This window comes from Chromohalobacter sp. 11-W, from assembly GCF_029889905.1.
GTDB lineage: Bacteria > Pseudomonadota > Gammaproteobacteria > Pseudomonadales > Halomonadaceae > Chromohalobacter.
The window spans coordinates 181654-201565 of sequence record NZ_JARANZ010000002.1; the positions used below are offsets into that span (position 1 = coordinate 181654).

A 19912-nucleotide genomic window follows, 5' to 3' on the forward strand; every position below is an offset into this window, starting at 1 on the left:
CCCTTGAGTCGACCATGACCGGTCACCGCGCGGTAGGGCCTCGAGTCTGGCCGCACGTATGGTGCTTCGAGCCTGGCCGCAATGTTCTGATCCGAATTTCGAATTTTCACATCGACTCGCTTTTTCACTGACGAACCCTATCCACGAGCCGGTTTTAGCTCTATCAGATCGAAATTGCGGTCCATGTGGCCGACTTCAGCCATCGCTCGAAATAGCGTCTACTACTTTTTGCCTAATTAAAAATGTTCGAATCCGCGCCACAATGATCTAACTCGAACACTGGTGAGCGGATCCGAACATGCGCAACGAAACCTACGATCTGATTGTCATCGGCGGCGGCATTAACGGTGCAGGCATCGCGCGTGATGCTGCAGGCCGTGGACTTTCGGTGCTCGTCGTCGAGGCGGATGATCTCGCCAGCCACACGTCATCGGCGTCGACCAAGCTGATCCACGGTGGCTTGCGTTATCTCGAGCAGTACGAATTCAAGCTCGTGGCCAAAGCCCTCTCCGAACGCGAAATACTCCTCAAGGCGGCGCCGCACATCATCTGGCCGATGCGTTTCATCCTGCCTCACCAGAAGCACCTGCGACCGGCTTGGATGATCCGCACCGGGCTCTTCATGTACGACCACCTAGGTGGACGACAGACGCTAGCGGGCTCGCACGGCGTCAAGTTCGCCGATCATCCGGCCGGGGCACCACTGAAACCCGAGTTCACCAAGGGCTTCGTCTACTCGGACGCCTGGGTTCAGGATGCCCGGCTGGTAGTGCTCAACTGCATGGATGCGGCCAGCCGTGGCGCCTGCATCATGACGCGCACGCGTGCCGAGGCGGCGGTACGCGGCAGCGACGGCTGGACCGTCACCCTGCGGTCCGCCGCAGGCGATACTTTCCAGGTCGCCGCTCGCGGACTGGTCAATGCGGCCGGGCCCTGGGCCGTGCGTTTTCTAGACGAGGCCGCGTCACTGGATCACCAGTATTCGCTGCGCCTGATCAAGGGCAGCCATATCGTCGTCAACAAGCTGTTCGACCACGACTACTCCTATATCTTCCAGCAGCCCGATGGCCGCATCGTGTTCGCCATTCCCTACGAGCGCGATTTCACGCTCATCGGGACGACCGATATCGAGCATGAGGGCGCTCCCGGCGATATCGCCATCGAGGAAGACGAGATCGGCTATCTCTGCGAGTCGGCCAATCGCTATTTCGAACAGCCTATCGGGCCCGACGATATCGTCTGGAACTACTCCGGTGTGCGCCCCCTTCTCGATGACCGTGAGGACAACGCCAGCGAGATCACCCGCGATTACCGCATCCAACTCGATACCGCCGGCGGTGCTGTGCTGCTCAACGTCTTCGGCGGCAAGCTGACGACCTATCGGCGGCTGGCTGAGGATGCCGTCGATCAATTGGCACCCGAGCTCGGCAACCAAGAAAAAGCCTGGACCGGTAAAGGTCATCCGCTGCCCGGCGGCGAAGAAGCCAAACCACAGCACCTGTTCGAGTCGCTACAGACCAGTCATCCCTTCATTCCCCTGGGCATGGCCAATCGCATGGTCTTCAACTACGGCACACGGGTCACGAACATCGTCGGCAATGCAAAAAGTCTGAGCGATCTGGGTGAGCATTTTGGTGCCGACCTGTATGCCGCCGAGGTCGATTATCTGCGCGATCACGAATGGGCGCGCACGGCCGAGGACATCCTCTGGCGGCGATCCAAGCTGGGGCTGCGTCTCAATGACAGCGAACAACGCCGACTCGCCGATTATCTCGACCGTTCCTTCGCTGAGCCGACTAACGCCGATCCGGAAACTTAGGCACTGTCTGAAAAGTCGACGAGCGAAGATCAGACAAGGCAAAAATCAGCGAAAAAGCGGAGTTTACGGGGTGTAAATGAGCATTTTGAGTTGATTTTTAACGCAGTATGACCGAGCGCAGGCAGTTTTCGGACAATGCCTAGAAACGAAACCAGCCGTCGTGAATAACGACACAACCCCAACTGCCATCGATGCGGATGGCGCAACGAAGAGGAGGAAAACCATGACTCGCCAACCCATTGCTCATATTCCCATCGATATTGCAGGACATGCGTATCCCGCCTTATTCGACCGTGACACTCACTACCGCAAGGCATATTCATGGGAATCGTAGAAACGATACTGGTCCACGAGATCGCTGGCACAGCGTTCCTGACACTACTGGGTTGCGGCGTAGTGGCCAATGTCCTATTGAACAAGACGAACGGTAACGGCAGCGATGGCATCGTGATCTTCTTCGGTTGGGGGCTTGCCGTGTTCTGCGGTGTGTATGTCGCCTACGATACCGGTGCGCATCTCAATCCAGCCGTGACACTCGGTTTGCTCATTGGCCCGGCCAAAGAGTATGCCGAGGGCATTCCGATCAATCTCGTCACGACCGTCACCTATTTAGTGGCCGAGTTCATCGGTGGTTTTCTAGGGGCCGTCATTTGCTATCTGGCCTACAAAAAACAGTACGATGACACGGAAGATAGCGCGCTCAAACTCGCCACTTTCTCCACGGCACCGACCATCCGTTCCTATGGTTGGAATCTGCTCAGCGAGATCATCGGCACCTTCGTGCTGATCTTCGTCATCATCATGTTCGGTCACACACCGTCCGGCCTCGGGCCTTTGGCGGTCGCACTATTGGTGGTCTCGATCGGCGCTTCGTTGGGCGGGACGACGGGGTATGCCATCAATCCGGCGCGCGATCTCGGCCCGCGCATTGCCCACGCCATACTGCCCATCCAGAACAAGGGCTCTAACGACTGGCGCTATGCCTGGGTGCCAGTGGTTGGCCCTGTCATCGGCAGCACTTTGGCGGCGCTTGTGGCTTACGCCTACTAATCGTCCAGATTGATCGGTTTTTTGTAACGAACACGAGGAGTGACCTTCCATGAGCAATGAAAAGAAATACATACTCGCGATCGACCAAGGCACGACCAGCTCCCGCGCCATGCTGTTCGACCACGACGGCCAGATCGCCGGCATCGCCCAACGCGAGTTCGAGCAGATCTTCCCGCAACCGGGCTGGGTGGAGCACAACCCACGCGACATCATGACCAGCGTGCTGACGACGCTGACCGAGGTGATCAATAACACGCAGGTCGATGTCTCGGAAATTGCTGGGATCGGCATCACCAACCAGCGTGAAACCACCGTCGTCTGGGACAAGCACACCGGCCAGCCGGTCTATAACGCCATCGTCTGGCAATCACGTCATTCGGCCGAGATCTGTGATGAGTTGCGTGAAGCCGGGCATGCGGAGATGGTCCGCGACAAGACCGGGCTGGTCATCGATGCGTATTTCTCGGGCACCAAACTCAAGTGGATCTTCGATAATGTCGAAGGCGTCAAGCAAAAAGCCGACAACGGCGACCTGCTGTTTGGCACAATCGATTCCTGGCTTGTATGGAACCTGACCGGCGGCAAGGTGCATGTCACCGACGTGACCAATGCGTCGCGCACCATGATGTTCAACATCCGCACTCGCCAATGGGACCCGGAACTCCTCGAGCTGTTCGGCGTACCCGAATCGATGCTGCCCGAGGTCAAATCCAGCAGTGAAGTCTATGGCAAGGTGCTGCCGAAATATTTCTTCGGCAATGAACTGCCGATCGCCGGCATGGCCGGTGACCAGCAAGCCGCCCTGTTCGGCCAGGCCTGCTTCAAACCCGGCATGGCCAAGAACACCTATGGCACGGGCTGCTTCACGCTGATGAATACCGGCCCGGAAGCCACGGCCTCTGAAAACGGGCTGCTCACGACCGTGGCCTGGGAGATAGACGGGCAGCTCGAATACGCCCTGGAGGGCAGCGTGTTCGTGGCCGGTTCAGTGATCCAGTGGCTGCGCGACGGCTTGCGCATGCTGGGCAAGTCGTCCGATTCAGAAGCCTATGCCGAGCGCGCCGGCGACAATGACGGCGTCTACCTCGTACCGGCGTTCACCGGGCTGGGCGCCCCCTACTGGGACTCCAACGTCCGCGGCGCGATGTTCGGCCTGTCGCGCGGCACGAGCAAGGAGCATTTCATCCGTGCGGCGGTGGAATCCATGGCCTACCAGAGCGCAGACGTCCTCCACGCCATGCAGGCCGATGCCGATCTCGAGCTTACCGAACTGCGGACCGACGGTGGCGCCATCGCTAACGATTTTCTCGCCCAGTTTCAGGCCGACATTTTGGGTGTGGATGTGCTGCGTTGCGCGGTCAATGAAACCACCGCACTGGGCGCCGCCTACCTGGCCGGCCTCGCGCTGGGATTCTGGGAGTCGCGCGAACAAATTTCCAAGCAATGGGCCATAGATCGCCGCTTCACGCCCAAGATGAGCGTGGAAAAGCGCGACGAGCTCTATGAGGGTTGGAAGCGTGCCGTCCAAGCGACCATGGGCTTTCATGTCGCCTCATAAAACGCCGGTGCCGCGCTTATCGCTATAGCTGAACGTGTCATAGTCAAAGCACTAACGCCCTATCGCAATGCGGTAGGGCGTCGCGGCGATGGGCGAACATCAGCGCGGTACGCCCATCGAGCCAGGTGTCGAGCCGCTCGGCGACCGTCGTCGCCGTAGTGGCGTCCAGCCCCGCCAGCGGTTCGTCGAGCAACACCAGTGGCGCATCGCGCAGAATGACTCGGGCCAGCGCCACGCGGCGCGCTTGCCCACCGGAAAGCTGGCGCCCGGCTTCGCCGACCCAGGTGTCGAGTCCGTGCGGCAGTTCGCGTGCCCAACCCTCCAGATCGACGATCCATAGCGCCTGCCACAGGGCACGTTCGACGGCCGCTTCATCCAGGTCGTGCTCAACCGGCAACCCCAGGCGCAGGTTGTCAGCCAGCGAGGCATGAAAAAGCTCGGTGTGCTGGGTCAGGTAGGCGAGCCGCGAACGCAATGCCTGCGGCGCCAGGCTGCGTAGATCCTGCCCCGCCAGTTGCACGCTGCCCGCATCGGGATCGAAGGCCCGGACGACGAGTTGGGCAAGGCTCGACTTGCCACTACCCGAGGGGCCCAGCACAGCGACACGTTCGCCGGCAGCCACGTGCAGGTTGACGTCTTCCAGCGCAGGCGTGGTACCCATACCCGGATAACGTAGCGTCACCGCCTCGAAGGTGATCGAAGGCGACTCGGCGCTCGCCAGGGAGCCCTCAGCTTCGTCAGCTAGAGAACCCTCGCCTTCATCACTCGCAGGCGCCGCCTCGGCATTGAGCCGCGCGGCAGCCGTACGCGTAGCCCCCAATTGCACGAAGGCGCCCGGCAGCATGGCGAGTCCTTCATTCAGCGCCAGCACCGCCAATGGCAACATGCTGGCCACGGGCGCCGAGAGCTTGCCCGCGGCGAACGCGAGCAGCGCCAAACATAGAATCGCCACGGCAGCGCCTTGCACGGTCACGGTGACTAGCGCATTACCCAGCGCGGCGCGTCGTCCCAGGCGCCGCTGATCGTCGAGCAACGTCCGCTGCTCGCGTTCCACCCTCGCTCGGTGGGCGCCGAGTACGCCAAAGGTGCGCAGCTCGGCAAGACCCTGAAGATGCTCCAGGGCACGAACGCGCAGGCGTTCCAAGGTCTCGACGCGCCGTGCGCTAGGACCGCTTCCCGCCACCGCCATGCCCAGCGTGACGATCCCCCATAACGGCAGCATGATCGCCAGCAGCACGCCGCCGAGCGCGGGCATCGCCAGCGCCAGGATACCGCTGACCACGAGAACTGCGAGCAGTCCCACCAACGGCGGCGCCAGCAAGCGCAGATAGAGATTGTCGAGCGCGTCGATATCGGCGGTCAGCCGGTTGAGCCATTCGCCGGCGCGGTAACGCGCCAATTCACGGCCCGAGAGCCGTGACAAGCCGGCAAAGGTGCGCCCGCGAATATCCGCCAGCAGGCGCAGCACGGTGTCGTGGTTATAAAGTCGCTCGGCGTAACGAGCGGCGGTGCGCCCCACGGCGAAGAAACGAATGCCGCTACCCGGCGTGAAGACATTGATCGTCGCCGCGCCGCCCGCCGCGAGCGTCATCCCGGTCAGCGCGGTCGCGGTGATGAACCACCCCGACAGCGTCAGCAACCCGATGGCGAACAGCAGCGTCGCCAGCATCAGCAACGCCCCGATCAGCAAGCGTGTACGCCGCTCGCCCATCAGACGCAACCATGGGCCCAGCGCCTTTACCGTAGCCCCTTTCATGATGATGGACTCCTTCATGACAAGACCTCCGACGATGCCGGTACATCCTGTGAATGCAGCTGCCCCGCCTCGAGACGCAACACGCGGTCGGCCATGCCCATGACGGCCGGATGGTGCGTGGCGATGACCAGGGTGCGGCCTTGTGCGGCCAGTTGCGTCAGCCCCTCGATCACGCGTTGCTCGCTGTCAGGGTCGAGGCTGGCCGTGGGTTCGTCGAGCAGCACCAAGGGTGCATCGCTGAGAAACACCCGCGCCAGCGCCAGGCGGCTGGCCTGCCCGCCGGAAAGCCCCAGGCCGCGCTCCCCGAGAGACGTGTCGAGCCCTTCGGGCAAAGCGCTCAGCAAGTCACCGAGCTGTGCCGCAGTCAGCGCCTCGCGCAATCGGTCGTCACTGGCATCGGGGGCGACCAGGCGCAGATTCTCGGCCAGCGTGCCCTGCATCAAGAACGGACGTTGATCGAGCCAAGCCACGTGTGTCTTCAAACGCAGCACGACCTCGCCCGCCTCGGCATCGACGAAACCGGCGAGCACCTGTAGCAATGTCGACTTGCCGGTGCCCGAGGGACCGACCAGCGCCACCACCTCGCCATCGTCGATATCGAGATCGAGCGGCCCCAGCACCCGGCCGCGTCCGGCATGCGCCACACTGACATCGGTCAGGCGCGCCCGCAGTGGCAGCGTGGCGTCGTGCTCACTGCCTAGAGACTCCATTCGCGGGCCCTGCGGTGGCGTCTGCGCCAGCAGGGTGCGTAAGCCCTCGGCAGCGCCCAGGGCACTGGCGCGGTCGTGATAATGTTGGGCCAGCAAGCGCAGCGGCTGGAAGAAGTCCGGCGCCATGAACAACAGGAACAAACCGCTGAACAGCGTCAGTTGATCGGCGGGACCGAACTGGATGTAGCCCAGCAAGCCGAAGCCGATGTAGATCGCGATCACCGCAATCGACACCGAGGCGAAGAACTCCAGCACTGCCGAGGAGAGAAACGCCACGCGCAGCGTTTTCATGTTGCGCCGCCGGTAGTCGTCGGCCACCGCGGTGACCTCTTCGGTGGCCTGACGGGTGCGCCCGAATAGCTGCAAGGTGGTCAACCCGCGCACACGGTCGAGAAAATGCCCGGCGAGACGCGTCATGGCCTGGAACTGCTGCTCGTTCAAGCGCTGGGCGCCCATGCCGATCAACGCCATGAAAAGCGGAATCAACGGCGCCGCGATCAAGAAGAACGACGCTGCCAACCAGTCCAGCGAAAACGCCACGCCGAGAAAGATCAGCGGCAGCACCACCGCCAGCGTGGCCTGGGGCACGTAACGCGCGATATAGCCTTCCAGCGCCTCGACCTGATCGACCAGTTGTGCGGTACTCCCGGCGCTATGCCGCTCGGCGAGATGCACCGGCCCCAGCGCCGCGAGTTGATCGAGCACTTGGGCGCGCACGCGTGCCTTGACGCGCAGCCCGGCTTCCAGACCGCTGGTTTCCTGCAGCCACTGCGCGAGCCCGCGCACGATCACCGCGCCCGCCAACGCCGCCGCATAGGGCCATAGCGTCACCAAGGGCGTGTCGTGGATCACGACAGCGCTGATCAACCATGCCATCAGGCCGAGTTGCGCGAGTGTCGCGAGCCCACCGATGACACCAGCGGCGATGGCCAGGCTCAACCAGCCGCGCACCTCACGGGATTGCGCGGCCAGCCATTGGCGCGACGCGCGCGCCGAGGTTTGGGCTTGAGATCGAGACACGGCTCAGTGGTACCCGTCGCCGACACGCACCTTGCCGCGGAACACCCAGTACGACCAGGCGGTGTAGGTCAGAATGATGGGTACCACGAACAGCACACCGATCAGCAGGAAGAACTGTGACTCCGGTGCCGATGCGGCGTCCCACAGCGTGTAGTCGGGCGGGATGACATACGGCCAGCGACTCACCAGCAAGCCCAGGTAGGTGAAGACGAACATGCCCAAGGTGAGCAGGAATGCCATCAACTCGCGCCCCTTGCGATTGGCAGTGTAGACACCGATCACGCAGGCCAAGGCCAGTGCGGGCAGCAGCCAGATTATCTGCATGTGGTCGAACCAGCGCTCCCAGACGCCCGGGTCGATCCATGGCGTCCAAAGGCTAACGACGGCGAACACCGCCACCACGCCGACGAGAAGCTTGGGCACCAGGCCACGCGCCCATTCACGCACATGCCCTTCCGACTTGAGCACCAGCCAGGTCGATCCCAGCAGCGCATAGCCGGCCACCAGCCCCAAGCCGGTGATCACCGAAAACGGCGTCAGCCAGTCGAGCGCTCCGCCGGTGAATACGCGATCGGCAGTCTCGAAACCTTCGATGTAGGCGCCTACCACGGCGCCTTGGGCGAAGGCCGCCACGAAGGAGCCACCGGCAAAGGCGGCGTTCCACCAGTTGCGCGTGCGCCGCGACTTGAAGCGGAACTCGAAGGCCACGCCACGAAAGATCAAGCCCGCCAGCATCAGGAAGACCCCGATGTACATCGCCGGCAGCAGGATCGAATAGACCAGCGGGAAGGCCCCGATCAATCCGGCTCCCCCCAGCACCAGCCACGTCTCGTTACCGTCCCACACCGGGGCGACGGAATTCATCATGACATCACGCGCGTCTTCGTCCGGAGCGAAGGGAAACAGGATACCCAGCCCCAGGTCGAAACCATCCATGAGCACGTACATGATCACGCCGAAGGCGATGATGACGGCCCAGATCAACGAGAGATCGAACATTTCCATGGCTTAGCTCCTGTTCGGGGCGCGGTCGTCGCGCGCATCATCGAAGGGCACGTGGGCGGCGGACATGGGCCGCGCCGGACGGTCGTGGCTATCCAGATCCTCCGTGTCGTCGTGCTCATCGAGGCCCTGGTCGATCACCTTGCACAGGTAATAGACACCGGCGATGAAGATCACGGCGTAGACGGCGATATACCCCAGCAGCGTGAATAGCACCATTCCACCACTCAGCGAAGGGGTAATGGCATCGGCATAGTCGAGCACACCGTAGATCAGCCACGGCGAACGCCCGGTTTCGGTCACGAACCAGCCCGCGACCACCGCCACGAACGGCGCTAGGCTCATGCCCTGCAACCCACGCAAGAACCAGCGACTGCGGTAGACACGCCCACCCTTGCGCAGCACCAGCCCGGCAACGGCGAAGGCGATCATCAAGAGCCCTAATGCCACCATCACGCGGAAGCTATAGAAGGTGATCCACACCGGCGGCTGTTGCGCGCGGTCGATTTGATCGAGCCCCGGTACCACCCCGTCTGGATCGTGACGCAGGATGAGACTGGCGCCATTGGGAATGCCGATCTCGAAGCGGTTAGCCTGCAGATCGCGATCCGGCAACGCGAAGAGCAACAACGGCACGTTCGACTCGGTTTCCCAGTTACCCTCCATGGCAGCGATTTTCATCGGCTGGTGTTCCAGCGTATTGAGACCGTGCTCGTCACCGACGAAGGCTTGTAGCGGCGCCAGAAATAGCAGCAGCCATAGTGTCATCGACAGCGCGCGTTTATGAGCATCGACCTCACGACCGCGGAGCAAGAACCAGGCACTGACCCCAGTCACCACGAAGCCACCGGTCAAGAACGCCGCCAGGGCCATGTGCGTGAAGCGATACGGGAAGGACGCGTTGAAGATCGCATCGAACCAAGAGGTCACATGGATCACACCCTCGCGGATCTCATAGCCATCGGGCGTCTGCATCCAACTGTTGGTGGCAAGAATCCAGAACGCCGAGATGAAAGTCCCCACGGCGACCATCAGCGCGGCAAAGAAGTGCACCGCCGGCGAGACACGATGCCGACCGAACAGCAACACGCCCAGGAAGCCAGCTTCGAGGAAGAATGCCGTGACTACCTCGTAACTGAGCATTGGACCAATGAAGTTCGCCGCCATCTGCGAGAAGTTGCTCCAATTGGTTCCGAACTGGAACGCCATCACGATGCCGGACACCACCCCCATGCCGAAGACCACGGCGAAAACCTTGGTCCAGAACAGGCCGAGACGATCCCAGACGCGGTTGCCCGTGGATACGTAAAGGCCCTGGAGCACGGCGATATAGGAGGCAAGCCCGATCGTGAAGACCGGGAAGATGGCATGAAAGGAAACCACGAATGCGAACTGCAATCGCGACAGGAGGATCGGATCTAGCGCCATGGCTGACTCCTTGAAGCCCACTTAGTCGAAATGTCATCGGAAAGAGGTGGTCATAGCCGAAAAAGGCCCGCCGCCTGGATCTTATTGTTTCGTTTCCAATACCCCTACATCGTAGAGGGTTTATATAACATTAAAAAGCGCTATGACTGGGTTTGGTATGTGTCGCGTTGCCGCAAGGCAAATTGCCGCATGCGCGCCGATGTCGCAGCGATTTCGTTTTGCGTCGTTCGTCTAACGGAGAACGCCATCCCTCTTTGGTAGGATAGCAGTCTCCATAAAAGCATGGTCGGCGCCCGGCGCGACCGCTCTCGACAAGGATCACTCATGAACGCTATCTGGATCGCCATCTTCGGCGCCGTGTGTTTCGTGATGGGCTATCGCTTCTATTCGAAGTTCATCGCCGAACGCATTTACCGTCTGGACCCCGATTTCCAAACGCCCGCTCACGCCTATCAAGACGGCGTCGACTATGTCCCCACCAACAAGTGGATCCTGTGGGGACACCACTTCACTTCGGTGGCAGGCGCGGCTCCCATTGTCGGGCCGGCCATCGCCATCTACTGGGGTTGGCTACCCGCCATCTTATGGGTCGTGCTGGGCACTGTGTTCGCAGCCGGCGTGCATGACTTCGGCGCCGTGGTGCTGTCCAACCGCCACAAGGGCCATTCCATCGGAACGCTGGCCAACAAACTGATCGGACAGCGTGCCAAGCTGCTGTTCTTGTTCATCATTCTGATTCTGGTGTTGATGATCAACGCGGTCTTCGCTTGGGTCATCGCCAAGCTGTTCATCACCTTCCCTGCCAGCGTGCTCTCGGTATTCATCCAGATTCCTCTGGCGGTGTGGATCGGCTATCGCGTCTATCGTCACTCGGGGTCGATGCTTCTGCCCTCGGTCATCGCCCTCGCCGTCATGTATGGCGCAGCGCTTTTGGCGAGCGAAGTCCCCTTCCTGCAAATCGATCTGGTCAGCTGGTTCGGTGGCGGTGACACTGCGGTGGCAGGCGGCTTCGATGCCACCTCGATGGCCTTCTTGGTGTGGATCGTGGTGTTGATGGCCTATGTCTATATCGCTTCCACGCTACCCGTCTGGAAGCTGCTGCAGCCGCGCGACTATATCAACTCGCATCAGCTAGTGGTGGGGCTCGCCCTGCTGTATCTGGGGCTGCTCGTCGGGGCGCCGGAGATGACCGCGCCCAGCGTCAACGGCGAAACCGATGTCAGCTGGTACCCGCTGCTGTTCATCACCATCGCCTGCGGTGCCATTTCCGGTTTCCATGGTTTGGTCGCCTCGGGCACCACCTCCAAGCAACTCGACAAGGAAACCGACGCTCGCTTCATCGGTTACGGTGGCGCTCTGGGTGAAGGTATGCTGGCGATGATCGCGATCATCGCCGTGGGCACGTTGTTCGCGTCCAGCGCGGATTTCACCGCCACCTATTCAAGCTTCTCGGCGGCCGGTTCCAGCGGACTCGGTTCCTTCGTGAAAGGCGCCGGACAGCTCGCGGGCAACCTCGGCATTCCCGAGCACATGGGCTCGACCCTGGTCGCGGTGATCGTGGTCAGCTTCGCCGCCACCACACTGGATACCGCCGTACGCCTGATGCGCTACATCATCGCCGAGCTGGGCAACGAGTACGGCATGCCAGTGATCGCGCGCAAGCATGTCGCGACCAGCATTGCCGTCATTACCAGCGCCGCGCTGGTGATTCTGCCGGAAGGCCCCAATGGCTTCGGCTCGGGCGGTTATCTACTGTGGCCATTGTTCGGCACCAGCAACCAGTTGCTGGCCGGTATCACCCTGATGCTGGTCTCGGTGTGGCTCAAGCGTCAGGGCCGCCCGGTGGTGTTCACGCTGGTACCGATGCTGTTCCTGTTGGTAATGACATTGTGGGCTATGGCACAGCAGGTGATCTTCACGTGGTCGGGCTTCGGCGATGCCGACCGTAACCTGCTGCTGTTCACCTTCGGCAGCTTGATCATGGTGTTCACGCTGTGGATCCTGCTCGAAGCCTCGCGTAGCTTCCGCCAGGACCCGACAGCCGTCCAAGAGTCGTTGAGTTCCGATGACACGCGCTGATGATGAACGTGCCGCGTCCGCCAACTGGCGGACGCGGATCAAACGACTCATCGAGGGCTACGACGCGGTATTAAGCCTTCAGCACCGCCGTGAGATCGTCCGCGAACTGCAGGATGAAGAAGATCTTTTCATGCTGCTGTGCTTCTGCGACATGATGGGTATCCCCAACCCCGTCGGCGACATGACCCTGGAACTTTACCCCTACATGCTGGACCGCTTTCATGAGTGGCATAAGCGTCAGGGTATGCCGCGCTCGCCCCTGGATGGTTTTCGCTGCTGCTGAACGAATCCGACGACGTAGCACAACCGAGGAGAGACAGCCGATATGGCCAAAAGCCTGTTTTTCGGCGGCAAGGGCGGCGTCGGCAAGACTAGCTGTGCGACCGCTTACGCGCTGAGCTGCGCGGATGCCGGATGGAACACCCTCCTGGTGTCCACCGATCCCGCCCACAATCTAGCCGACCTATTCGGTCGCCAACCCGGCCCGACGCCGACGCGCATTCGCCCTGGCCTGGATGTCGTCGAACTCGACCCCGACCATGAGACGAAACGCTATCTGGACCAGGTCAAGGCCAACATCAAGCCCATGGTGAGCGGCGAACGCAGTGCGGCGGTATTTCGTCAGCTCGACTTGGCTCGCCATGCCCCAGGCACCGAGGAAGCCGCCTTGTTCGATGCGCTGGTCGGCCTTTTGCTCGATACCGGACAGCACTACGACCGCTTGATCTTCGATACCGCGCCGGGTGGCCATACCGTGCGTTTGCTCGCGCTGCCGGAAATCATGGGCGCCTGGGTAGACGGCTTGATGCAACGTCGCCACAAGGTGCGCAGCGACTACAAGGCCTGGCTGGGAGACGGCGAAGTGGTCGATGACCCCATTCAGGAAGCGCTGATGCGTCGACGCGGACGCCTCGCCGCCGCTCGCGAGCACCTGACGTGCCCTGCGCACTCGGCGATGATTTTGGTCGCCAACCCGGAACGCCTACCGGCGCTGGAAACCGCGCGCACCCGTGACCTGCTGGAAGCCAACGGCCTGCATGTCAGCGCCGTCGTCATCAACAAATGCTTGCCCACTACGGTCGATAGCCAGTGGCTCGCCAATTGGCGCGAGGAACAACGCCCCTGGATCGAGCAGCTCGAGACATCCTTCGCGGACCGCCTATGCATACGCATCGAACATCAGCCCCACGCACCCGCCTCCATCGAAGATCTACGCCCGCTCTACGATGCTCTTGGCGAGCTCTCACCCTGGCATACGCATGCCTGAACCGCTCTCCCGTCAATGTCCACCGATGACGGACACTACCAACCATGTCGTATAGGCGATAAACGTCGCCAACAGCAACGCCGCCTCCAAGCGGTTGATGCGCCCTTGGCCCTTCCAGCCGATGCCGAAAACGGTCAACGCCAGGGTCAAGCCCGCCATGACCGGCCAGTCCCGTACGAGTACCGCACTATCGACGTCGATCGGATCGATGATACCCGCCAGCCCAACCACGGCGAGAGTGTTGAAGAGGTTGGAACCCACCACATTCCCTATGACAAGATCATGCTCGTTCTTGCGCACCGCGCTGATCGAGGAGGCAAGCTCCGGCAACGAGGTCCCGATGGCAACCACCGTCAAGCCGATGACCAGATCGCTGACCCCAAACGCCGAGGCAATATCCACCGCGCCCCACACGAGTAAACGCGAGCTGACGATCAGCAGAACCAAGCCCACCAGGGTCCAGGTAATCGCCCGCTTTAGCGACATCGACTGCGTATCGAGGTTGGCGGTGGTATTGTCGGCCAACGTGTCGCTGCCCTTCTGACGCCCCCGCATGACGCTATAGGTCAGAAACGCCACCAACATCGCGAGCAGTAACACGGCATCCCAGCGCGAGACGCTGCCATCTTGCAGGCACCACAACGAGGCCAGGGTCACCATTACCAACAGTGGGAGCTCTTGGCGCAACACTTGAGAGTGCATGGTCAATGGGCTGAACAATGCCACAAGGCCCACGATCAGGCCGATATTGGCAATGTTGGAGCCATAGGCATTACCGAGCGCGAGGCCGGGATTGCCTTGCCAGGCGGAAAGTCCGGAGACCATCAGTTCCGGTGCCGAGGTGCCGAAGCCAATAATCACCATGCCGATCAGCAGCGGCGGTAGCCCCAGGTGGCGCGAGGTCGCCGCTGCGCCATCGACAAATCGGTCGGCGCTCCATACCAGGACCGCCAACCCCAACGCTACGGCAATGATGGCCATCAGCACGGTACGTCTCCTTGAATATCATTGTCCTTGAATGTCGTTTCCCTGAACGTTGTCGTGTCATGCATGCTATCGCGTTGCCCCGCTATTCTAGCGCAATCGAACGCTCATGCTACTGACAAACATACGCACGTGAATGTACGCTGTTCGCGCTTCTGATTTTCTCAGGCAAAAGTCTGTCGGAATATCCCCGCGCCGAATTGCTATAGTGCATGCATCATTCGGCACCATAAACCCATGAGCGAGACTGAGTTTGGCAGATAACGTTTCGTCACAAGCGCCTCATCACTCGCCATGCGACGCGGCAACGTCGATGGCGACGACGCGCCACTCACGGCGACGTCTGCGCGCCTGTCACGAATGCGATTTGCTAGTCGCGCTGCCGCCGTTGCGGCCGAGAGAAAAGGCCGACTGCCCGCGTTGCGAACATACGCTGGCCACGCGTCACGACAAGCCTGCCGAGCGTAGCATCGCGCTGGCCGTGGCCGCCTTGATCATGCTAACGCTCTCGGTGGCTTTTCCCTTCATCAGTTTCGAGGCCCGTGGTGTCACTAATCGCATCGAGCTGACCGAGACCGCCTCGACACTGGTCGGCTTCCACGAACCACTGGTGGCGATTTGCGTGCTGCTGACAGTGATCATCCTACCCACGGTCTATCTATGTAGCGTCATCTGGCTCTCATTGGGGCTTCTCGGGCACCGCATTCTGCCCTATTCACGTGGCATCGCCCGCGCCCTGAAGCACTTGACGCCGTGGATGATGGCCGATGTCTTCGTCATCGCCGCGCTGGTCAGTCTCATCAAGGTCGCAGGAATGGCCGATGTCAGCCTGGGGCTCTCATTCTGGACGTTTTGCGCCTACGCCGTGTTATTGCTACTCACCACCCAGTCCATCGACACCGACTGGATGTGGTTCGCGCTAGCCAGCGAGCCCTTGGCCCCGGAAGGCGCCCGCTCGGGTGAGCCCGCGACACCGCAAGGCTTGAGCGGATGCGCGACCTGTGGGCTGGTCAATCGTCTCGATGCGCAGGGCCGTGGGCGTTGTCGACGCTGCGGGGAAACGCTGCACGCGCGAACACCCGGCAGTCGCCAGCGCACGCTGGCCTTGCTGCTCGCTGCGGTGGTGATGTACATCCCGGCGAACCTTTACCCGATCATGAGCACGACGTCGTTGGGTAACACCTCGCCCTCGACCATCATCGGCGGGGTCATGCTGTTTCTACAGCACGGTGACATTCCCATCGCAGTGATCATCTTTACCGCCAGTGTGGTGGTGCCCATCGGCAAGATTCTCGCGCTCGGCTGGTTGTGCTACGCAGTACGTCATCGCGGCGAGCCGTTCAGTAATGTCACCCGTGTGCGTCTCTATCGCATCACCGAGTTCATCGGTCGCTGGTCGATGGTCGATGTGTTCGTGGTCGCCATCCTGGTTGCACTAATCCGTGCGGGCGAGTTGATCTCGGTCGAACCCGGACCTGCCGCGCTCTCCTTCGCCAGCGTTGTGATCATCACCATGTTGGCGGCCCACAGTTTCGACCCGCGCATGATCTGGGACGACCTCCCCCAGCGCCCTCGACGCGCATGGCGGGATCGTCTGCCGCGACGTATCGCTACCGTTTCATCACGCAAGGAATCCGACGATGCCTGAAGCTCCACAGCGTGCGACACGCCAATATCGCCGCCGCCTATCGCCGATCTGGATCGTACCGTTGGTGGCGGTCCTCATCGGCTTATGGATGCTTTACGACAATCTTTCCGGCCTTGGCCCCACGATCACGCTGCAGATGGAAAACGCCGAAGGCATCGAAGCCGGCAAGACGTTGATCAAGACACGCAATGTCGAGGTCGGCCGGGTCGAGGATGTGACGCTCTCCGATGACATGTCACACACCGTCATCACCGCGCGCATGCAACCCGACACCGAACGCATGCTCAATGACGATGCGCGTTTCTGGGTGGTCAAGCCACGCATCGATCGCGAAGGCATCAGCGGCCTGGGGACCGTCCTATCAGGGGCTTACATTCAATTGCTGCCCGGTCACGGCGGGGAGCCCCAACGCGACTTCGATGTGCTCGAACAGCCCCCGGTCGCGCCTCCCGACGCCCCGGGAATCCGCATCAACCTGGTCAGCCAGGTAGGCAGCTCGTTGAGCGCCGGCGACCCGATCACCTATCAAGGCTTCACGGTGGGGCGCGTGGAAAACACCGAGTTCGATCCCGACAAGAAGGAAATGCGCCACCGTCTTTACATTCAGTCGCCTTATGATGTGCTGGTCACCGACACCACACGCTTCTGGGTCTCGTCGGGAGTCGACCTGCGTCTGAACTCGCAGGGCTTTCGCGTCAATATCGAGTCGATGGAATCTCTAATCGGCGGCGGCGTGACCTTCGGGGTCCCCGAGGACGTGGAGATGGGTCAGCCCGCCGAATCGGAGGCGACCTATCAGTTGTTTAGCGACGAAGAAAGCGCCCGTGAAGGGACCTTCGATCGTCATCTCGACTATGTGCTACTGGTCGACGACACCGTGCGTGGGCTTAGCCACGGCGACCCGGTGGAATATCGCGGCGTGCGCGTCGGTACCGTGGAAACCGTGCCGTGGCGTTTCGCGGCCCCGCAGCCCAACGCCCTGGATCGCTTTGCGATTCCCGTACTGATTCGCATCGAGCCGCAGCGCTTCGACAACGCCCTGCAAGATTTCGATGCCGATGAATGGCGCGCGCGCCTCCAGGGCATGTTCGAGCACGGCCTACGGGCAACGCTCAAACGCGGCAACCTGCTGACCGGAGCACTGTTCGTGGACTTGAACTTCCATGACGATCCCGAGCCATACGAGCCGCTCACCTTCGAGGGCAAGAAGGTCTTCCCGACGACCACCGGTAGCCTGGCGCAGATCGAGGATAAGGTCTCGAACCTGCTGGATAAACTCAACGACGTGCAGATTGAGCCCGTCCTCGACTCACTGAATGAGACGCTGGCGACCACGCAGAACACGATGCGGCAAGTCAACGAGATCGCCGATTCGGTGGATGCACTGCTCGACGATCCAGCCACGCGCGAGCTGCCCGGCAATCTCAACAAGACGCTGCGCCAGACCCGCGACACGCTGGAGGGCTTCTCTCCCGACTCACAGGGTTACCGTGAACTCAACGATACGCTCTCGCGTCTCGAGTCACTGATGCGCGACCTGCAACCCGTGGCGCGCACGCTTAGCGAGAAGCCCAACGCACTGATCTTCGACAGCGAAGACGCCCCAGACCCGCAACCGAGGGCCCCACGCCAATGACCGAGATGACCTTCACTCATACTCGACGCCCGACATGCCCGGTGCGGTTTCTCGCCGCCGCCGGGCTGGGACTGTGCATGTCGATGCTGGTCGGCTGTGCCGGACAAAGCATCGACGAGTCGCGCTATACGCTCCCCAGTGAAACGCAAAACGTCGACGTCGCCAGCGACTTCAAGGGCAGTGTCTCGCTCGCGCCGCCACGCATGGCGAGCTACCTGAAGGATGATAGCATCGTCATGCAACTCGATGACATTCGTATCCATCAGGCACGCCACCATCTATGGGCCGAACCACTTGATCGTCAACTGCAGGAACGCATGCGCCAGCATCTCAGCCAGGCCTTGCCCAACGCCGACGTGCTACGTAGCGGTCAATCCTCCGAGGCATCTACACCGGCGCTGCATGTCCAGCTCGACGTCGACCGTTTCCAGGGTCGCGACGACGGCATGGCCGTGGTCGACGGCCAGTGGCGTATCCGTGACGACAACGACCGCACATTGTCGCGCGAATCCTTTGAGATCGAGCGCCCGCTGGAGGACGATGGCTATCCTGCGCTGGTAAGGGCGCTGGGCTCGGCTTGGGATACCCTTGGCGATCGTTTGGTCGATGCCTTGGTGGAGGTGGCCGACGCGGCGGAGACGAACTGACACGGCGCTTTATGAAGCCAGGTCACATGGTCGCAACCGGACGGACGGTCATGCTACGGCCGTTACCCATGACTAGCGTGGACGAGGAAGGATGAACCTCAGGCTGCGAGCCGCCCTCTGAGACGTGCCACGGCCTGGCTATGCAATTGGCATACCCGCGATTCGCTGACCCCGAGCACGGCGCCGATTTCCTTGAGGTTGAGTTCTTCCTGGTAATACAGCCCTAGTAGCAGCTTTTCACGTTCGGGCAATTGCTCGATGGCTTCGACCAGATGCGCCCGCGCATCGCCTTTCAACAAGGCGTCGTGCGGGGTCGCCGGTGCGGTCTCCCCCGCCGGGGGTTCGCCGAGTTCGGACACGACCTCGTCGAAGCCCAGCAGATAACCATTATTGGCATCCAGCAGCAGCTGATGATATTCGTCGACGCTCATATCCAGGGAGCTGGCGATTTCGCGCTCGTCCGGGGCACGCCCTAACGACTGCTCGAGCCTGTGCACCGCCTGATCCAACGCCCGTACGCTGCGCCGCACGCTGCGCGGCATCCAGTCGCGACTGCGCAGTTCATCGATCATCGCGCCGCGCACGCGCTGATTGGCGAAAGTGGAAAAACTCGCCCCTTGGGCGGTATCGAAGCGTTCCAGCGCGTCGAGTAATCCCACCATGCCAGCTTGAATCAAATCATCGAGTTCGACACTGGCCGGTAAGCGTACTTGCAATGCCAGCGCATGACGCCGTACGAGCGGCATGTATTGTTCCAGCAGTGCGCGTTGGTCGATTTTGCCCTGTGCCGTATACATCTCTATCGCCTCGGATGTTCGGGTCGACGCTCGACGCGACGCCCGCTGACATTATCGAGCTTCCGACCCGATACCCAAGGCCGGAATAACCCCCGCTTGATAGGCCTTTTCCCGAATTCGTCTATACCGCCTTCTCTCAGCGGTAATTCACGATCAGTTGCAAGTCTTCGATGCGTACACCCGCGCGCGGGGCGTTCCGCGAGGCGGCACGCCGAAAGCGCAGGACAAAAGGCCCTTGCGCGGAAAGGCCTTGCAAAGCCCGCGTGCCCCCGCGACGCGTCGCCATTTCGACACAACGACGCGGATGACACAGCCACGCCCGCACATCGCTCGGTCTCTTCGTGACGTAACGCCAGGACACCCGCGTGATATGGCCATCGCCGACCGTGTGAGCCTCAGGCGGACGCAGGGGCGCCGTTCGCTCGTCACGCCCCGGCGTCGTCAGTAGCGGCCCACGCGGCAACGTCACCGCCCAACTGCCGGCCTCGACGGCTTTCGCGAATGGCGCCAT

The 19912-nt window shown here is 61.5% G+C and carries 16 protein-coding genes; 9 read left to right on the top strand and 7 right to left on the bottom strand.

What is annotated here, in order from left to right:
* Positions 1 to 298 precede the first annotated feature (298 nt).
* From glpD to glpK, 3 genes are all read left to right on the top strand, one after another.
* Positions 299 to 1819 (top strand): glycerol-3-phosphate dehydrogenase, encoded by a 1521-nt coding sequence (gene glpD / locus OP494_RS03650; RefSeq protein ID WP_280539365.1) that lies wholly within the window; start codon positions 299 to 301, stop codon positions 1817 to 1819.
* A gap of 321 nt (positions 1820 to 2140) precedes the next feature.
* Positions 2141 to 2869, top strand: a complete 729-nt coding sequence (locus OP494_RS03655) for an MIP/aquaporin family protein (RefSeq protein WP_247640276.1) — start codon at positions 2141 to 2143, stop codon at positions 2867 to 2869.
* A 49-nt stretch (positions 2870 to 2918) separates the two neighbouring features.
* Positions 2919 to 4427 (top strand): glycerol kinase GlpK, encoded by a 1509-nt coding sequence (glpK, locus tag OP494_RS03660; protein WP_247640277.1) that lies wholly within the window; start codon positions 2919 to 2921, stop codon positions 4425 to 4427.
* 43 nt (positions 4428 to 4470) lie between these two features.
* Here glpK and cydC read toward each other — a convergent pair whose 3' ends face one another.
* Genes cydC through OP494_RS03680 form a run of 4 tightly spaced genes read right to left on the bottom strand, consistent with a single transcriptional unit; the run spans position 4471 to position 10343 of the window.
* On the bottom strand, positions 4471 to 6201 hold the full coding sequence (cydC, locus tag OP494_RS03665; protein ID WP_280539366.1) for a thiol reductant ABC exporter subunit CydC: 1731 nt from the start codon (positions 6199 to 6201) through the stop codon (positions 4471 to 4473).
* Positions 6198 to 7913 carry a thiol reductant ABC exporter subunit CydD gene (gene cydD, locus OP494_RS03670; RefSeq protein ID WP_280539367.1) on the bottom strand — a complete coding sequence of 572 codons (1716 nt, stop codon included), beginning with the start codon at positions 7911 to 7913 and terminating at the stop codon, positions 6198 to 6200. The genes cydC and cydD overlap by 4 nt, the downstream gene beginning before the upstream one ends.
* A gap of 3 nt (positions 7914 to 7916) precedes the next feature.
* Positions 7917 to 8918 (bottom strand): cytochrome d ubiquinol oxidase subunit II, encoded by a 1002-nt coding sequence (gene cydB / locus OP494_RS03675; protein ID WP_247621309.1) that lies wholly within the window; start codon positions 8916 to 8918, stop codon positions 7917 to 7919.
* A 3-nt stretch (positions 8919 to 8921) separates the two neighbouring features.
* Positions 8922 to 10343: a cytochrome ubiquinol oxidase subunit I gene (locus tag OP494_RS03680; protein ID WP_247621308.1), complete on the bottom strand. Its 1422-nt coding sequence runs from the start codon at positions 10341 to 10343 to the stop codon at positions 8922 to 8924.
* Between the two features lie 324 nt (positions 10344 to 10667).
* Here OP494_RS03680 and OP494_RS03685 point away from each other — a divergent pair, with 324 nt between their 5' ends.
* From OP494_RS03685 to OP494_RS03695, 3 genes are read left to right on the top strand one after another with little or no spacing between them, the layout of a single operon-like run.
* On the top strand, positions 10668 to 12422 hold the full coding sequence (locus OP494_RS03685; protein WP_247621307.1) for a carbon starvation protein A: 1755 nt from the start codon (positions 10668 to 10670) through the stop codon (positions 12420 to 12422).
* Positions 12409 to 12705: a cory-CC-star protein gene (locus OP494_RS03690; RefSeq protein WP_178997480.1), complete on the top strand. Its 297-nt coding sequence runs from the start codon at positions 12409 to 12411 to the stop codon at positions 12703 to 12705. Before OP494_RS03685 ends, OP494_RS03690 begins: the two co-directional genes overlap by 14 nt.
* Positions 12706 to 12747: 42 nt before the next feature.
* Positions 12748 to 13689 carry an ArsA family ATPase gene (locus tag OP494_RS03695; protein ID WP_247640280.1) on the top strand — a complete coding sequence of 314 codons (942 nt, stop codon included), beginning with the start codon at positions 12748 to 12750 and terminating at the stop codon, positions 13687 to 13689.
* 12 nt (positions 13690 to 13701) lie between these two features.
* On the opposite strand, the gene OP494_RS03700 is transcribed toward OP494_RS03695, so the two are convergent.
* Positions 13702 to 14676, bottom strand: coding sequence for a calcium/sodium antiporter (locus tag OP494_RS03700; RefSeq protein WP_247621305.1), 975 nt, complete (start codon positions 14674 to 14676; stop codon positions 13702 to 13704).
* A 310-nt stretch (positions 14677 to 14986) separates the two neighbouring features.
* On the opposite strand from OP494_RS03700, the gene OP494_RS03705 reads away from it, so the two are divergent.
* From OP494_RS03705 to OP494_RS03715, 3 genes are read left to right on the top strand one after another with little or no spacing between them, the layout of a single operon-like run.
* Positions 14987 to 16321 carry a paraquat-inducible protein A gene (locus tag OP494_RS03705; RefSeq protein ID WP_280539369.1) on the top strand — a complete coding sequence of 445 codons (1335 nt, stop codon included), beginning with the start codon at positions 14987 to 14989 and terminating at the stop codon, positions 16319 to 16321.
* Entirely contained in the window at positions 16314 to 17957 is a 1644-nt protein-coding gene (gene pqiB, locus OP494_RS03710; RefSeq protein WP_246922163.1) for an intermembrane transport protein PqiB, read from the top strand. Before OP494_RS03705 ends, pqiB begins: the two co-directional genes overlap by 8 nt.
* A complete protein-coding gene (locus OP494_RS03715) occupies positions 17954 to 18604 on the top strand; it encodes an ABC-type transport auxiliary lipoprotein family protein (protein WP_280539370.1) in 651 nt (216 codons plus the stop codon). Before pqiB ends, OP494_RS03715 begins: the two co-directional genes overlap by 4 nt.
* Positions 18605 to 18702: 98 nt before the next feature.
* On the opposite strand, the gene OP494_RS03720 is transcribed toward OP494_RS03715, so the two are convergent.
* Together OP494_RS03720 and OP494_RS03725 are read right to left on the bottom strand one after the other, a co-directional pair.
* The gene (locus tag OP494_RS03720) at positions 18703 to 19401 is read right to left on the bottom strand and encodes an RNA polymerase sigma factor FliA (protein WP_280539371.1); all 699 of its coding nucleotides are present in this window, start codon (positions 19399 to 19401) and stop codon (positions 18703 to 18705) included.
* Between the two features lie 136 nt (positions 19402 to 19537).
* Complete coding sequence (locus OP494_RS03725) at positions 19538 to 19912, bottom strand: flagellar protein FlhE (protein WP_280539372.1); 375 nt, start codon at positions 19910 to 19912, stop codon at positions 19538 to 19540.

Bases quoted from the DNA above. Each gene is read 5' to 3' on its own strand.
- glpK (WP_247640277.1), top strand. From the start codon at position 2,919: ATGAGCAATGAAAAGAAATACATACTCGCGATCGACCAAGGCACGACC.
- OP494_RS03695 (WP_247640280.1), top strand. From the start codon at position 12,748: ATGGCCAAAAGCCTGTTTTTCGGCGGCAAGGGCGGCGTCGGCAAGACT.
- glpD (WP_280539365.1), top strand. From the start codon at position 299: ATGCGCAACGAAACCTACGATCTGATTGTCATCGGCGGCGGCATTAAC.
- OP494_RS03725 (WP_280539372.1), bottom strand. From the start codon at position 19,912: ATGGCGCCATTCGCGAAAGCCGTCGAGGCCGGCAGTTGGGCGGTGACG.
- cydB (WP_247621309.1), bottom strand. From the start codon at position 8,918: ATGGAAATGTTCGATCTCTCGTTGATCTGGGCCGTCATCATCGCCTTC.
- OP494_RS03720 (WP_280539371.1), bottom strand. From the start codon at position 19,401: ATGTATACGGCACAGGGCAAAATCGACCAACGCGCACTGCTGGAACAA.
- pqiB (WP_246922163.1), top strand. From the start codon at position 16,314: ATGCCTGAAGCTCCACAGCGTGCGACACGCCAATATCGCCGCCGCCTA.
- OP494_RS03715 (WP_280539370.1), top strand. From the start codon at position 17,954: ATGACCGAGATGACCTTCACTCATACTCGACGCCCGACATGCCCGGTG.
- OP494_RS03655 (WP_247640276.1), top strand. From the start codon at position 2,141: ATGGGAATCGTAGAAACGATACTGGTCCACGAGATCGCTGGCACAGCG.
- OP494_RS03690 (WP_178997480.1), top strand. From the start codon at position 12,409: ATGACACGCGCTGATGATGAACGTGCCGCGTCCGCCAACTGGCGGACG.
- OP494_RS03685 (WP_247621307.1), top strand. From the start codon at position 10,668: ATGAACGCTATCTGGATCGCCATCTTCGGCGCCGTGTGTTTCGTGATG.
- OP494_RS03705 (WP_280539369.1), top strand. From the start codon at position 14,987: ATGGCGACGACGCGCCACTCACGGCGACGTCTGCGCGCCTGTCACGAA.
- cydC (WP_280539366.1), bottom strand. From the start codon at position 6,201: ATGAAGGAGTCCATCATCATGAAAGGGGCTACGGTAAAGGCGCTGGGC.
- OP494_RS03680 (WP_247621308.1), bottom strand. From the start codon at position 10,343: ATGGCGCTAGATCCGATCCTCCTGTCGCGATTGCAGTTCGCATTCGTG.